This window comes from Epilithonimonas bovis DSM 19482, assembly GCF_900108115.1.
GTDB classification, from domain to species: Bacteria; Bacteroidota; Bacteroidia; order Flavobacteriales; family Weeksellaceae; genus Epilithonimonas; species Epilithonimonas bovis.
In genome coordinates this window covers 1-16,088 of record NZ_FTPU01000051.1, presented here as the reverse complement: position 1 = coordinate 16,088, position 16,088 = coordinate 1, and the positions used below count along the sequence as shown (strand labels likewise).

The window sequence follows — 16,088 nt, the reverse complement described above, 5'->3', positions numbered from 1 at the left end:
CGAAACAGAAAACGGCATCAAAACCCAAATTTGGTGTACCCTGATTGCACAGCTACTGTTGCAGGTTCTACGTGTAAAATCAAAGAGCAAAAAGGCATTTTCTACCATTGCGGCACTCATCAGGATTCATTTAATCAGCCATCTGGAAATATTTTGGATGGTACAGAACAGCAGGAGAACTTACACGAAACAGAAAAAACGAAGAAAACCACCTTGGATACAGACAGAATTGTTCTGAAAAACAGAGAGGTGGGTTTTTGTATTCTTATAAAAACATATTGAAAAACAATGTTTTATGAAGGAATATTACTCATTTGTGTGTTTATCCGTTTGATAGTGATTAATTTTATTTAATTCTATTGTTTTTACGGCAAATTTTTATCAATTTTATTATCAAAATAAGACTAAAATATGCCAAAGAAAAGACAATCTAACAAAAGACAAAAACTAAGAGTGAAAGTTGCCCCCAAAAGAGTTCAGAAGAGAAAATGATTTTATAATCAATTTTTATTCTGATAAGAAATCGAGGTTTCTCTTAAGACCCGCAAATTTGGTCCGCTTAACTGCTGATCCCTTGAATACTGAGGAAAAAATCTCCTGAGTAATTTCTTTCCAGTCCTGTTTTGTGAAATCTATTATCGCGGGCTTTGGGCGAAACTTTTCTTCCAGCGTGGGTGCGGAAAAACGGTTCCATGGGCAGACGTTCTGGCATATATCGCAACCAAACATCCAGTCCTCCATCTTATCTTTGAAAGAATCAGGGATCTGGTCTTTCAGCTCTATGGTAGCGTACGAGATACAACGGCTGCCATCAATAATCTTATCCGAAACAATGGCTTGCGTAGGACATGCGTCTATACATCTGGTGCAGCTGCCACAATGATCTGTAACCGGCGAATCCTCTGATAAATCCAGATCACAGATAATCTCCGCCAAGAAATAAAAAGAACCGTGCTGTTTGGTAATCAGATTGGAGTTTTTGCCCACCCAGCCGATTCCTGATTTTCTGGCCCAGGCTTTTTCTAAAACCGGCGCTGAATCTACAAAAACACGGAATCCGAATTCTCCTACCTCGTCCTGAAGTTCTGACACCAGATGCCTTAGCTTTTCTTTGATAACATCGTGATAATCTTCCCCGTACGCGTATTTTGCAATCTTATAATTCCCGGGGTTCTGTTCTTTTTCGGGAAAATAATTATAACTCAACGAGATAACAGACCTTGCACCTTCTACCAACAAACGCGGATCCAGCCGTTTATCAAAATGGTTCTCCATATAACCCATCTTGCCATGGAAACCATTCCTGAGCCATTTTTCCAGCCTTGGCGCTTCTTCTGCTAAAAAATCTGCTTTGGAAATACCACACGACTGAAACCCGAAAGCTGACGCTTTGGATTTAATTAACCGGCTGTATTTTTCCTGAAGGTTCATTACAGCTGCAAAAGTAGCAAATAAAAAAGACTGCCTTCTCAGACAGTCTTAAATATTATTTCTAATATCATTATTTGAGTGCAGCTTCTTTAGCCTTAAACTCATTGTATTTTGCCGTATTCTGTGTTGTCATATACATCTGTTTCAGAAGCGAAACTACCTCTTTATTATTAGGCTCGTTAGCGTACAGTTTTTCCGCATATGGCAATGCTTTTTGAAATCTTGCACGTCTCTGATCAAGAACTTTGTTAGCAGAATCTATTTTGCCTGCTTTTCTTAGTTCCTTATATTCATTAATTGCGGCATCATCATCACCAATAATTGTAAAGATCAGATTGTTCAGCGCATTGGGGAATTTAGGATCCAGATCCACTAACTTCTTGTACGTTGCTTCTGCCTCTGCCTGTTTAGACGGATCCTTACTTTGCACTACGCCAAGGTTGTACAAGCTTTCCTTATCGTTTGGATTGGCTGCTAACTTAGCATTCAGGGTTTTTACAAACTCATCGGTTTTACCGGATTTGTAGTAAGCATTCCCCTGAACCTGTGATAAAGACTGGTTTTTTGGAAATTTTACAAGACCTTCATTAGCAATTTTGGCAGCCTCATCATACTTCTGTTGTTCGAATAACAATGATGCCAGCAATTCGTAAAGCTCTTCCTGCTTATTAGGTGTTTTTTCTGTTTTGAAATCGGTATAACCCGCATTAGCCTTTTTATAAAGATCAAAAGCAGCTTTATCCAAATTTTCTACATTACCTGTTTTGGTATTTTTTGCAGAATAGATGGTTTCTTCACCTGTGTAGTTAGATTTGATAAGAGAATCCAGTATCTCAACAGCTTTTGCTTTGTTGTTTGCTGACTGCGCATATGCTGCACCAGCGTAATATAGATAAGTTTTATTATCCTGACCTGCAGCTTTTAACAGATAATAAGTTTCTGTAAATTTAGCGCCGGCAACGTCAAAATTCTTCGCGTTATACTCTTTGGTAGCTTCTGCGTTAGCCGCCTGCAAAAGGCTGTTAACATTGGCTCTTACTTTTTCTCCCAAAGCCGGTTTATATTTTTCTTCTTTCAAAGAAATACCGCTGCCAAACTGATCTGCTGCACTTTTTCCAACAAAATAGACTTTGTTTTTTTGAGCATCTTTTCCGGTGTAGATCGTCTCTGAATCCAGCGTATTGATTTTGGCAAGATATTCTGCGCCTTCGGTATTTTTACCATCTTTTAAAAGGGCCAGACCTTTGGCATAATAATATTGCTCCAGCACGGCCGGTTCCAATAGATAGGTTTTATCTCCAAAAATAGCTTCTGCTTTGGAAATTTCGGAATTAGCAGTGCTAGTATCTCCGGAATCTACGGCTTTTACAGCGTTGGCAATTTCTTTTTTCTGAGCCCAAACAAGGCTTACAGAAAGAAGCGCCATGCTTAAAACTAATTTTTTCATATATGGATATTTATTGATTTTTATTTATCAAATGTTATCACTTTTGATTGCTATTTAAGTTTACCAATAATAGCGATTTCATTGATGATACTTTAAAATTTGTTACTTATTCTTGATCGTCATCATTTTCAGCAGCTTCCTCATCTTCTATCTTTTTCAAATCTGCCTCATCCCCGATATTAATCTGGTTATCGCCGGTTTGTGGTTTATCTGCAAATTCAGGGTTATTGCTGTCTGATTCGGCAACCTCTTCGGTTTCCTCCTCTTCCACATCTTTATCCATTTCTACTTTAGCGATTGCTGCAATCTCATCTTTTGTTTTAAGATTAATCACTTTTACACCCTGGGTATTTCGGCCCATTACACGCATTTCGTTCATATTCATTCGGATAGCAACACCGGATTTATTGATAATCATCAATCCGTCTTCATCCGTTACACTTTGTATTGCGATAAGATGTCCTGTTTTTTCGGTGATATTCAGTGTAATAACACCTTTACCACCACGGTTGGTCACCCTGTAATCTTCTACAGCAGTTCTCTTACCATAACCACGTTCTGACACTACCAAAACAGTATCATTCTCAAGATCATTAACAACAATCATTCCGATTACTTCGTCATTATCTTCCAGAGAAATACCTCTTACACCAATCGAACTTCTGCCGACAGCCCTAGCTTTTTCTTCTGGGAAACGGATACACTTACCGTTTTTGGTCGCGATCATAATTTCGGAATTTCCGTCGGTTAATCTGGCTCCTAAAAGCGCATCATTATCACGGATCTCGATGGCATTAACACCATTAGTTCTTGGTCTGGAGTAAGCTTCCAGAGATGTTTTCTTGATGGTACCGTTTTTGGTAATCATCACGACATTCATCTGTCTGATATACTCCTGGTTTTTAAGGTCTTTGGTTCTGATATAAGCCTTGATCTTATCATCTGGCTCGATATTGATCAAATTCTGCACCGCTCTGCCTTTTGCTGTTTTAGATCCTTCCGGAACTTCAAAAACACGCAGCCAGAAGCATTTTCCTTTCTCGGTGAAGAACAATAGATACTCATGGTTTGTAGCGGTTACGATATATTCTAAGAAATCCTCGTCTCTGGTAGTCGCAGCGCGGTTACCTACACCACCTCGGGACTGTACTTTATATTCGGAAAGAAGCGTTCTCTTGATATAACCGGCATGGGAAATCGTTAGAACTACTTTTTCATCAGGAATGATATCCTCGATGGACATTTCCCCTCCGGAATAATCGATCTCAGAACGTCTCTCATCACCATATTTCTCTTTAACTTCGATCAATTCATCTTTGATGATCTGGTAACGTCTTGGTTCGTTGGACAGGATATCTTCCAAATCTTTGATCAAGGCCATTATTTCTTCGTATTCAGCACGGATTTTGTCCAGCTCCATTCCCGTAAGACGGGCCAAACGAAGATCCAGAATAGCCTGAGCCTGAATTTCTGACAATTCAAATTCCTCTATCAAACCTTCTTTTGCAGCCTGCGGCGTTGCGCTGTGACGGATAATGGCAATGGCTCTGTCCAGAGAATCCTGAGTGCCGATCACCTTCATAAAGCCTTCGAGAATGTGTGCCCGTTCTTTGGCTTTTTTCAATTCGTACTGCGTTCTTCTGACAATCACTTCGTGGCGGTGTTCCACAAAATGATGAATCAAATCTTTTAGGTTCAGCTGTTCTGGCCGGCCTTTTACCAACGCAATATTGTTGACTGAAAACGATGTCTGTAAAGAAGTATATTTATATAATAAATTAAGGACAACATTAGGGATGGCATCATTTTTCAATTCGTAAACCACCCGAAGACCGCGCCTGTCTGACTCGTCTCGGATCTCGTAGATTCCTGGGATTTTATCTTCTTTTACAAGCTCTGCAGTTCTGGAAATCATTTCCGCCTTATTGACCTGATAAGGTACTTCTGTAACGATAATCGCGTTGCGGTTATGGACTTCCTCAAAATTAACTTTAGCACGGAGAACAATACGTCCCCTACCCGTATGGAATGCATCGCGAACACCATCATAGCCATAGATAATACCACCAGTTGGGAAATCCGGTGCTATGATATGCTTCATCAACTCGTCTATGGTAATTTCCTTATCATCAATATAAGCACAAATTGCATCTATACTTTCTGACAGGTTGTGTGGCGCCATATTGGTGGCCATACCCACTGCAATACCGGATGTCCCGTTCACCAAAAGGTTAGGGATTTTTGTAGGCAAGACAGTTGGCTCCTGCAAAGAGTCATCAAAATTGTTTTGGAAATCTACGGTTTCTTTGTCCAGATCGGATAAGATCTCATCTGATATTTTCTTAAGCCTGGCCTCGGTATAACGCATTGCTGCAGGCGGATCGCCATCCATAGAACCGAAGTTACCCTGCCCGTCTACCTGCTCATAGCGTAAGCTCCATGGCTGCGCCATCCTCACCATAGCGTCGTAAACCGAGCTGTCACCATGTGGGTGGTATTTACCCAAAACATCCCCTACAATCCTAGCAGATTTAAGATACTTTCTATTAGAAAACACGTTAAGACCGTACATACCGTAAAGAACACGTCTGTGAACAGGTTTTAGCCCGTCGCGGACATCCGGCAAAGCCCTTGATACAATAACCGACATCGAATAATCGATGTATGAGGTTCTCATCTCGTCAACAATATTGATCGGTATTAACCTTTCTCCTTCCTTATGCATAAATATTTTAATTTATTGTCAATCAAAAAGTTATAACAGCTTTTGATTTTTTGAATTTTTCTGATTTTTATAACGGGCTAATTTACAAAAAAAATACGATTTTTACAGTCTCAATTTATTAACATTAATCCCAAAAAAATGAGCATACTAAGCATCACCTTCCATACGACAGAAAATCAAATTACTGAATGGGATCTCTATCTGGACAACGAACTGCACCAGATGGTGCAAAACCTGATAGATGTAGAACAGTATATCTTGTCTGAAGTAGAGTCTGACATGCTAAACGAGGGAAAAAATACAAATTTGCTTTTGATTTTTGCAGATGACACGCTCCGCAACGACTTTATGGAAAGCGAAATGCTAAATATCGAAGAACGGATTTCCAAAAAATTTGGACCGGAAGTCATGATATTCCCCACCTTCCTCAATCCTAAAAAAAATCGGCTGTAATCACTTGGGAATAGTTTTTGAAGCCAGATCCGCCAGGGTCATATATCAAAAAAAATGTTCGGCAAACAACAGCGAAAACTGAAACGCTCTGCAAAACTGGTTGCAGTTCTCAGCAAGTATGGATTTCAGGATTTACTTTCAAGAATTAATCCAGGCAAAACAAATGAAGCGTCCGGTAACGATACACTGAATGCGGATCAGGGATTATATCAGCGCATCCGCTTGGCTTTGGAAGAGCTAGGTCCTACTTTTGTAAAACTGGGGCAAAGTTTCAGCAATCGCGAGGACCTGCTTCCGGCAGACCTTATCACCGAACTGCAAAAATTACAGGATAAGGTAGAAACGATCCCAATGGATGTTGAATCTGTCCTTATGACTGAATTTGATATCAATCCTCCTGATTATTTCCTGAGTATAGACAAAATACCAATTGCCACAGCCTCTATTGCTCAGGTTTATACAGCAGTCCTTCTGGATGGAGAAAAGGTTATTTTAAAAATCAAAAAACCAGGCATTTTAGCTGTTATAGAAGATGACCTGCTGCTCGTCAAAGACTTGGTAAGACTTATCAACAGCTACTCAGACTTTGGTGCCCGGCTCAATCTGGACCAGGCCGTTTCCACATTTGAGAAATCACTGCTGGAAGAGGTTTCCTTGGTTAACGAGAAGAATAACATCTATCAGTTTGGGCTTAATTTTAAGCATAACCGAGACACCGCTGTACCAAAAGTTTATGACCAGTTTTCCAATAATAATGTCCTTTGCATGGGCTATATTGACGGGATCAAGATTACGGACACTGCAAAACTAACCGAGAACGGCCTTGATCCCATAAAAATTTCAGAAAAAGGCTTACGGCTTTTTGCATCACAGATTTTAGATTATGGCTTTTTCCATGCGGATCCGCACGCAGGCAATATTCTTGTGACGTACGATGGGAAAATTGTATTCATAGATTTTGGTGCCGTTGGGAAAATACAACCTAACGATAAAGATATCCTGGAAAACCTGATTGTTGCTTTTGTTGCTAAAAATCCGCAAAAAATCATCCGAAACCTCAAAAGAATGGCGGTAAGTTATGACATCCCTGATGAGAAAAAATTTGAGAATGATGTTGCTGAAGTGCTGGATTTTGTTCACAATACTTCTCTTAAAAATATTGATCCGCAACAGATCATCAACAAAATGAAAGATGTTTTGAGCAACAATCATCTCTTCATGCCGGGCTACTTTTACCTGCTATTTAAAGGAATTGGACTTATAGAAGGCGTTGGGCGAACTATTAATCCAGATCTTGACATTGTAAAAACACTGGCGCCTTATACACGCAAAATCATTGCTAAAAAATTTGCGCCACAAACTATTTTTAAAAACAGCCTGAATAAAGTCCTTGATTTTACAGACAATGTAGAAGACATCCCAAAAGAACTGAGATCTTTGCTGGAAAAACTGGATAGCAACAAATTTACGGTAACCAGCGAGATCCGTGACATTGATAAAACCAACCATATTCTAAAATCCAGTTTTACCAGTCTAATCCTGACACTCATTATTGCTGCCAATATCATTGCCATGGCAATCCTGTTATCATCGGATGGCCAACATTTCTCTGCGGGCAGCATCATCCTCGGTATTTTTACAACAGTTTTAGCAATCATTCTGATTTTTAGGATCATTAAAAAGTGATTATCAGGATAAGTTTTGCACTATTTACAATATTACTATGCAAAACCCAGCCTTATTCTCTACGATCCAAATAAAAACAGTAAATTTGCAGCTGAAATTTTAGACGAAATATCATTAACTAAAGCACTCAATACGGAGTGCATCGCAACAATTTATGAGTACACCTCAAGCAATTACAGAAAAGATTACTCTTGCAGATGGCAGAGAAATCACATTAGAAACAGGAAAATTAGCCAAGCAGGCTGATGGATCTGTTGTTGTAAAACTAGGCGGGACAATGCTTTTAGCAACCGTTGTAGCTAACAAAGAAGCCAATCCTGGTGTTGACTTTTTACCATTAACAGTCGATTACAGGGAAAAATTCTACGCAGGCGGCAAAATCCCCGGAAACTTCTTCAGAAGAGAAGCAAGACCATCCGATCAGGAGATTTTAACCATGCGTTTGGTAGACAGAGTTCTTAGGCCATTATTCCCGGAAGATTTCCACGCAGAAGTACAGGTGATGATTTCCCTGATCTCTTATGACGGACAGACAATCCCGGATGACCTTGCAGGTTTGGCAGCGTCAGCAGCCATCGCCGTGACAGATATCCCTTTTGGAGGGCCAATGTCAGAAGTGCGCGTGGTAAGATTTGGTGGTCAATTGGCTATCAATCCAACTTATGAATCTCTAAAGGATGCAGAATTGGACATCATGGTAGGCGCTACAAAAGATTCTATCGTAATGGTAGAAGGCGAAATGAAAGAAATCTCTGAACAGGAAATGCTTGAAGCTATCCAGTTTGCCCACGCTGAGATCAAAAAACAAATCGAAGCTCAGGAAAGATTAGCCGAAAAAGTAGGAAAAGCTTTCCCAAAAAGAGAATATTCTCATGAGGTTCACGACGAAGATATCCGCGAAAAAGTCTGGAAAGAGACTTATGACAAAGTATATGAAGTAGCCAGAACACCTTCCGGAAAAGAAGAAAGAGGCGAAAAATTCAAAGCTGTTTTGGATGAATTTTTATCACAATATGTTGATAATGCAGAAGAGCTGGAAAGAGTGACACCATTTGCAAAAGTCTACTACCACGATGTAGAGAAAGAAGCTATGAGACAAATGATTTTGGAAGACAACATCCGTCTTGACGGCCGTGATCCAAAAACCATCCGTCCGATATGGTCAGAAGTTGACTACCTGCCTGGTGCACACGGGTCAGCCATTTTCACCAGAGGAGAAACACAGTCATTAACTGCAGTAACTTTGGGGTCTGTAAAAGATGCCAATATGGTAGACAGCGTGATCACACAACATGATGAAAAATTCTTTTTGCATTATAACTTCCCACCATTCTCAACCGGTGAAGCAAGACCTCTTAGAGGGACATCCAGAAGAGAAGTTGGCCACGGTAACCTTGCGCAGAGAGCTTTGCAGGCAGTAATCCCTGAAGAAAACCCTTACACGATCCGTATCGTTTCTGATATTTTGGAATCTAACGGTTCATCTTCTATGGCCACTGTTTGTGCCGGGACATTAGCATTAATGGATGCCGGTGTGCAAATTACAAAACCTGTTTCTGGGATTGCCATGGGATTGATTACTGATAAAAAATCAGGAAAATGGACCGTTCTTTCCGACATCTTAGGTGATGAAGATCACCTGGGAGATATGGACTTCAAGGTAACCGGAACAGCGGACGGAATCACCGCCTGCCAGATGGACATCAAGATCCAGGGGCTTTCTATGGATATTATGGAAAAAGCTCTGTTACAGGCAAAAGAAGGAAGACTTCACATCCTAAATAAAATTACCGAAACCATCGCTGCACCAAGAACTGATGTTAAACCGCACGCTCCAAAAATGGTAGTGATGGAAATTCCGAAAGATTTCATCGGTGCTGTAATCGGGCCTGGCGGAAAAATCATCCAACAGATGCAGAAAGATACCGATACCGTAATCGCTATTGAGGAAATTGGCGAAATCGGACGTATCGAGATTGCAGGTACAGACAGAGAAAAGATCAACGCTGCAGTGGCGAAGATCAACGAAATTACTTTTGTACCGGTTGTAGGCGAAGTCTATAAAGGTAAGGTTGTAAAAGTAATGGATTTCGGCGCATTCGTAGCGATTGCCAAAGGTACAGAAGGCCTTCTCCACATCTCAGAAATCGAATGGAAAAGACTTGAAAAAGTCCCATATGCAGAAGGGGACGAAGTGGAAGTTAAATTTATGGGTTATGATGACCGTAAAAAAATGAAACTTTCAAGAAAAGTTTTGTTGCCAAGACCACCAAAACCTGAACAGAAACCAAGACCTGAAGGACAGGATAAGCCAAACGCTGAAAAGCCGGCTGACCAAACACCTCCTGCAGAAGCTTAATTCTAATTACACAAAATGTCCCGATCACTTGATCGGGACATTTTTATTGGGTTAAAAGAATTCAGTTATTAGAAACCATATTGTAAACCGATCTGCAGGCCACTGTTCCTAAGCTGTTTCTCACTATTACTCCAGCTTGTAGAGCCAGACTTCTTGATATCGGTAAAACCTATGAGGTAACGTGCGCCAATGGCCATATTATTGAACCGGAAGCCTAAACCAATCCCTGCATTAAGGTCAAACTGATTGTAGGCATCTTTATCTTTTTCTATGATGGTTTTATTATTACTCTCGTATTTATTTTTGTTACCTACAAGAAAGCCAAACTGCGGGCCTGCCTCAAAATATAATTTTGGTATAGGTTCGAACTGAAACATAATAGGCATCGCAATATAATCGAGATTAAGCGTGTGAGATGTACTGCCATTATCGTACTTCACGCCCATATTATTGTAAATCAGCTCCGGTTGTATGCTAAATACATTATTCACCGGTGCATGCATGTAAACACCTGCATAATAACCTAATTTGGAATTAGAATCCGACCACTCACGTTCCTGGCTTACGGTAGAAATATTTAATCCACCCTTTACACCAAACGATTGCGCATAAGACACCGAAGCGATTGCAAGCCCCAACAATCCAAAAAATTTCTTCATATATATTATTTTATATATGACAAAAATAGTAAATTATAAAAACAAAAAAGACCGAAATAATCGGTCTTTGAATAATCTTTATTGGTTAATGACTAGAATTTGTAAGCCAAACCAACTTGGAATGTGTTGTTTCTATTTTTGTTATTGCTATTGCCAGTAGATGTGGTACCATCTGAACCATCATTTTTCTTACTGATGTCAGTAAAACCAGCTACATACCTTGCATTGATCCCAAAGTTGTTGGTAATATTAAATCCTAAACCAAGTCCAGCCCCCATATTGAAACCACTGAAATTGTCTTTGATATCCTTTGAAGAATAACTTGTAGTAGTTGATGAACCTCCACTGGTAGTAATGGTTCTATCACCTTTAGCTTTTGCACTAACTAAGAAACCAAATTCTGGTCCAGCTTCTATATAAAAGTTTGGTGTAGCCTTAAATTGGAACATTACCGGTACAGCAATATAATCTAAATTAAGTGTTGCAGAATTCTTAACGGTTGTTCCTAGAACTGTCGCGTTATCAACAGTTTTTGCTCCCATCTGGCTATATAAAACCTCTGGCTGAATACTGAATTGTTCTGATAATGGAGCGTTCATAAAAACACCACCATAGAATCCAGCTTTTGATTTAGAATCTTCATAACCATCATCAGAAATTGAGGAAACGTTAAGACCTGCTTTTAATCCAAATTGTGGACTGGTTTGTGCCAATGCAAAAGACCCTGCTACTAAACCTAATCCTAAAAATAACTTTTTCATAATTTCAAATTTTAATTTTAAATTTTTGTTTTACGGTGAGGGTAATTCCAAATACTCTGCCAAAACAGAACATAATGATATTTATTATCCAGTTATAAAACTTAAAAATTAATTAAAAGCTTAATAAACAACCAATTAACCAATCAATTTAAATTTGATAAAAATTATGCATTGTTTAATTCTTTATAAAAATCCAAAGCCATCATAATATGGTCGACGTTTACTTTCTGATCAAAAAGGCAGGAACCTATACCATTGATCAATGAAAAATTTATATGACCGCCTGCATTTTTCTTATCATTAAACATCAGATCCATAATTGCAGCATTTTTAAATTGAGAAATATCAATATACGGAAAGAGGCGTTTAATTTTGCTTATAATCTCAGAAGAAGGTTCTAACTCAATCAGTCCAGTAAGCAGAGAAAGGTGCGTTTCACAGATCATGCCTAATGCAACGGCTTCTCCGTGAGGAATCAGATTTCCGTTTTTCATAAACAGGCTTTCTACTGCATGGCCAATGGTATGCCCAAAGTTGAGAATTTTCCGAACATTTTGTTCTTTAAAATCTTTGCTGACCACCTCTTCTTTTATCTCCATGCTTCTTTTGATAAACGGTGCAACCGAGTCCGGCGTCAATTTTTCTATAGAAGTCAAATCCTTCCAATGGGCTGCATCTGCAATAAGGCCATGTTTTAACATCTCCGCAAAACCACTTCGCAATTCTGTAAAATCAAGCGTTTTCAGAAATTCCGGATAGAAAAGAATAGCTTCGGGCAATGCGAATGTCCCGATGATATTTTTAAGATAAATATGATCTATACCCGTTTTGCCGCCGATTGATGCATCACACATCGCCAGAAGTGTCGTGGGAAGATTGATAAACCTAATGCCGCGCTTGTAAGTAGAAGCTACAAAACCACCAAGATCTGTTACCACACCGCCACCAAGGTTAAGAAGAAGGGCTTTTCTGTCGGCTTCCAACTCAGTGAAAATTTCCCAGATTTGTGTTGCAGAATGGATATTCTTATTCTCTTCGCCTGCCTCTATCTCTACAATCTCAAAGGGTGCATCGGTTACAAGGTTGGGTAATAATATTGGCAAACAATGATCGTGCGTGTTCTCATCTACAAGAATGAATATTTTACTCGGACTTAGCAAATCTATGAATTCATTAAGGCTTGTAAAATCTTTATCCAGTTGCTTTATCATAATTAATATTTTAACAAAAGTAAGAACAATTAATTATAAAAAAGCATCATTTTTTGTTCAAATCCTTTTTAAAAGCTTCTGCACTTTTTAGAAAATCATATTGCTATCATTGGGTTTCGGGTCCTTACTGATCATTTTCCGGTTATTAAAATAATAGCGCCACACGTTTATTAATTTTGGTTTAACTAGCTCGCCCTGCTTTCCCAAAGTCTGAAATTCCGATTCTGAAACAAAAATGAGCGATTTATTTATTATTCATTCAAGTGTGTTTCAATATCCATTTTTTTATGTAAAATCCTGATAATCTCGACTTTTTCTTCTTTTAAATTAATTCGGTAAAAAATGGCATGTGATTTTACTGTAGAATGAAAATATCCTTTTCTTACATCATTGTAATCTTTTCCAGATTTAGGATTTGCAGCAATATATTCGATTTCATCCATAATCAAATCAAAATAATAATCCGCTTGTTCGAGTGACCATTCTTCAAAAGTATAAAGCCAAATACTTTCTAAATCATATTCGGCTTCTTTGCTGATGTTGTAATTCATTATTCAGCAATATATTTTTTGTGTAAGTTTTGTTTGAAAGTTTCACGATTAAAATTGGTTGAAAACCCTGACTTTTCACCTCTTTTAAGTTCTTTAATTAATTCAGATTTTTTAGTTTCTTCGTGTTCAAACATTCGTAAAGCCGCTCTTACAACTTCGCTTGCAGAAGAATATTTTCCAGTTTTGATTTGCGAACTGATAAAATTATCGAAATAATCGCCCAATAAAATCGAAGTATTTTTAGCCATAACAATTTGATTTAATTTCTAAATCAAATATACCAAGTTATGGTATTTCTTCCAAATTTATTTACGCAATATAGGTCAAACATGACCGCAGATAACACATTTTTATAAGACAACCCGACAAAATGGATTATTCTACATAACTCTTTCCCAAGAAAGTATCCCGTTACCGATTGCCCATTATCCGGCGCTTCATCATCAGCGAAAGAACTATCATCAAGACTTTTGATTTCATAGTCGTTGTAGGTGTTAATCGAAGAAACAGTACTCCTGATTTGCTTTATACTTTGCGATTGGAAAAACGTAAGATTAAATAGTAAAACTAAACTAAGAATTGTTCTCATACCGTAAAGTTATAAAAAAAGAGAAGCAAAAGCTTCTCTCATTTCTATCTATTGCAATGATGACTACATATGGATTGGGCGCTTGTCTGTAGCATCCAATGCAGCTTCTTTTATTGCTTCTGCATAAGTTGGGTGTGCATGGGACATTCTGGAGATATCTTCTGCACTGGCACGGAACTCCATGGCCGTTACACCTTCTGCAACTAAATCTGCTGCTCTGGCACCAATCATATGGAAGCCAAGAACCTCGTCTGTTTTGGCATCAGCAATAATTTTTACAAATCCGTCTGTATCACCACTGGCACGGCTTCTTCCCAAAGCTCTCATTGGGAACTGGCCCACTTTGTACTCTACACCTTCTGCTTTCAGCTGCTCTTCGGTTTTACCAACACCTGAGACTTCTGGCCATGTGTAAACCACACCAGGAATCAAATTATAATTAATATGAGGTTTTTGCCCAGCCAAAGTTTCAGCAACAAAAGTTCCTTCTTCTTCTGCTTTGTGAGCCAACATCGCACCTTTTACAACATCTCCGATAGCGTAGATGTTAGAAACATTGGTTTGCAGATGGTCATTGGTTTTAACTCTTCCTCTCTCATCCAGTTCTACGCCGGCATTTTCCAGGCCAAGCCCGTCTGTATAAGGTCTTCTGCCTACAGATACCAAAACATAATCACCATCATAAGAAACTTCTTCACCTTTTTTGTTTTTAGCGGTTACTTTTACAGAATCTCCGTTTCTCTCTACTGCAGAAACAGCAGTTGAAAGCTCAAATTTCATCCCTTGTTTTTTAAGGACTTTTTGCAATTCTTTTGATAAAGAACCGTCCATTCCTGGGATAATTTTGTCCATAAACTCAACCACAGTTACCTGAGAGCCAAGTCTTAAGTATACAGAACCCAGTTCTAGACCAATAACTCCCCCACCAATAACAATCAGATGCTTAGGAATCTCCTTAAGATTAAGTGCTTCTGTAGAAGTAATCACCCTTTCTTTATCAAGCGGGATAAATGGCAAACTGGAAGGTTTGGAACCAGTGGCGATAATGGTATATTTTGAATCAATTGTTTCTGATGAGCCATCTTTTTTAGTGACTTTGATCTGGGTGGCAGATTCAAAGCTTCCCACACCTTCAAAAACCGTAATTTTATTTTTGTCCATCAGGAAGTTGATTCCTTTTGTAGTTTGCTCTACCACGCCATTTTTGCGTTCTATCATCTTTGCCAGATCCACCTGAGGTTCATTAATTACAATTCCGAAATCTGCAAAATCGTGTTTAGCCTTCTCAAAATGTTCTGAACTGTCCAGCAACGCTTTGGATGGGATACAACCCACGTTGAGACAAGTACCGCCCAATGTAGGATATTTCTCTATAATTGCTGTTTTAAAACCCAATTGTGCAGCTCTGATAGCTGCTACATATCCGCCAGGACCAGAACCGATAACGGTTACATCAAATTGACTCATATCTTTGTGATTATTATTCGAAATAAAATTTCCTCAAATTTACGAATTTTACAGCAATTTTGGAAGTGATTTTCAGCATAATTCTTTATTGTAAAATTAGGGTCATTAAAGATTCAACGTCTCAATTTCCTTTCCCGTATTTTCATCTATTAGTTTTAATTCTTTTGACTTTTCAATATTAAGATTGCCTTTAACTTTTATTAGCATCTCTTTTCTTTTCCTCTCCGAATCATAAAGCCAAATCGTGTCTTTATTATATTTTGTTACTTTTATTTTGGAATTATAATTCATAAAAGTAAATAGTCGTTCCTTAACAAAACCTACTATTTAATTTATTTTTAAAAACAGGATTAGAAAACAGCATAATTTGTATCTTATAAAATAAGAAAATAATTTTCTGTTTCAGTAGCTCCATCATTTTCTTCATGTTCCAAGCGGTTGCAGCTAGTAATGCATTGATTTGTGGTCCCGTTTCTCCCATGAAGTAATTTTTTGCCAGCCTAAAATCGGTTTTTAAATGTCCGATGATAGGTTCTATTGCCGCTCTGGTTCTAAATTTTTTGCGCTTTGTCTGCTTTTGATAAGCAGTGTCTTTTTTTCTTGGAGTGCTTGGGATGGAGATTTTCACGCCCTTTATTTCTGATTTTCCTCTGCCACCTCTATCGTAAACGAGTTCTTTTGGGAGCTTTTGACCACCGGTTTCCATCTGTTCCAAAAGTGGTTCTATGGTGTGACCATCGTAAGGAGTT

The 16,088-nt window shown here is 38.6% G+C and carries 13 protein-coding genes and 1 pseudogene; 4 read left to right on the top strand and 10 right to left on the bottom strand.

The window, feature by feature from the left end; genetic code table 11:
• Positions 1-282: hypothetical protein (locus B0B05_RS14900; protein WP_221406981.1), on the top strand; the 282-nt coding region annotated here is incomplete at its 5' end.
• Positions 283-507: 225 nt separating this feature from the next.
• Here the strand turns inward: B0B05_RS14900 and queG are convergent.
• From queG to gyrA, 3 genes are all read right to left on the bottom strand, one after another.
• Positions 508-1,431 carry a tRNA epoxyqueuosine(34) reductase QueG gene (gene queG, locus B0B05_RS14895; RefSeq protein WP_076784389.1) on the bottom strand — a complete coding sequence of 308 codons (924 nt, stop codon included), beginning with the start codon at positions 1,429-1,431 and terminating at the stop codon, positions 508-510.
• Between the two features lie 70 nt (positions 1,432-1,501).
• The gene (locus tag B0B05_RS14890) at positions 1,502-2,878 is read right to left on the bottom strand and encodes a tetratricopeptide repeat protein (RefSeq protein ID WP_076784388.1); all 1,377 of its coding nucleotides are present in this window, start codon (positions 2,876-2,878) and stop codon (positions 1,502-1,504) included.
• Between the two features lie 106 nt (positions 2,879-2,984).
• Complete coding sequence (gene gyrA / locus B0B05_RS14885; protein ID WP_076784387.1) at positions 2,985-5,603, bottom strand: DNA gyrase subunit A; 2,619 nt, start codon at positions 5,601-5,603, stop codon at positions 2,985-2,987.
• Between the two features lie 138 nt (positions 5,604-5,741).
• Here gyrA and B0B05_RS14880 point away from each other — a divergent pair, with 138 nt between their 5' ends.
• From B0B05_RS14880 to B0B05_RS14870, 3 genes are all read left to right on the top strand, one after another.
• A complete protein-coding gene (locus tag B0B05_RS14880) occupies positions 5,742-6,056 on the top strand; it encodes a DUF4286 family protein (protein ID WP_076784386.1) in 315 nt (104 codons plus the stop codon).
• Positions 6,057-6,110: 54 nt separating this feature from the next.
• Positions 6,111-7,742, top strand: a complete 1,632-nt coding sequence (locus tag B0B05_RS14875) for an ABC1 kinase family protein (protein ID WP_076784385.1) — start codon at positions 6,111-6,113, stop codon at positions 7,740-7,742.
• A 154-nt stretch (positions 7,743-7,896) separates the two neighbouring features.
• A complete protein-coding gene (locus tag B0B05_RS14870; RefSeq protein WP_076784384.1) occupies positions 7,897-10,101 on the top strand; it encodes a polyribonucleotide nucleotidyltransferase in 2,205 nt (734 codons plus the stop codon).
• 68 nt (positions 10,102-10,169) lie between these two features.
• Here the strand turns inward: B0B05_RS14870 and B0B05_RS14865 are convergent, their stop codons facing one another.
• The 7 genes and pseudogenes from B0B05_RS14865 to B0B05_RS16705 form a co-directional block, all read right to left on the bottom strand.
• On the bottom strand, positions 10,170-10,760 hold the full coding sequence (locus tag B0B05_RS14865; RefSeq protein WP_076784383.1) for a porin family protein: 591 nt from the start codon (positions 10,758-10,760) through the stop codon (positions 10,170-10,172).
• A 92-nt stretch (positions 10,761-10,852) separates the two neighbouring features.
• Positions 10,853-11,521, bottom strand: coding sequence for a porin family protein (locus B0B05_RS14860; protein ID WP_076784382.1), 669 nt, complete (start codon positions 11,519-11,521; stop codon positions 10,853-10,855).
• A gap of 164 nt (positions 11,522-11,685) precedes the next feature.
• Positions 11,686-12,732: a 3-dehydroquinate synthase gene (aroB, locus tag B0B05_RS14855; protein ID WP_076784381.1), complete on the bottom strand. Its 1,047-nt coding sequence runs from the start codon at positions 12,730-12,732 to the stop codon at positions 11,686-11,688.
• Between the two features lie 251 nt (positions 12,733-12,983).
• Positions 12,984-13,283 (bottom strand): type II toxin-antitoxin system RelE/ParE family toxin, encoded by a 300-nt coding sequence (locus B0B05_RS14850; RefSeq protein WP_076784380.1) that lies wholly within the window; start codon positions 13,281-13,283, stop codon positions 12,984-12,986.
• Complete coding sequence (locus tag B0B05_RS14845) at positions 13,283-13,531, bottom strand: type II toxin-antitoxin system ParD family antitoxin (protein WP_076784379.1); 249 nt, start codon at positions 13,529-13,531, stop codon at positions 13,283-13,285. The genes B0B05_RS14850 and B0B05_RS14845 overlap by 1 nt, the downstream gene beginning before the upstream one ends.
• Before the next feature lie 404 nt (positions 13,532-13,935).
• On the bottom strand, positions 13,936-15,339 hold the full coding sequence (gene lpdA / locus B0B05_RS14835; RefSeq protein ID WP_076784377.1) for a dihydrolipoyl dehydrogenase: 1,404 nt from the start codon (positions 15,337-15,339) through the stop codon (positions 13,936-13,938).
• 310 nt (positions 15,340-15,649) lie between these two features.
• Positions 15,650-16,088: pseudogene (locus B0B05_RS16705) on the bottom strand (IS5/IS1182 family transposase); the annotation flags it as partial.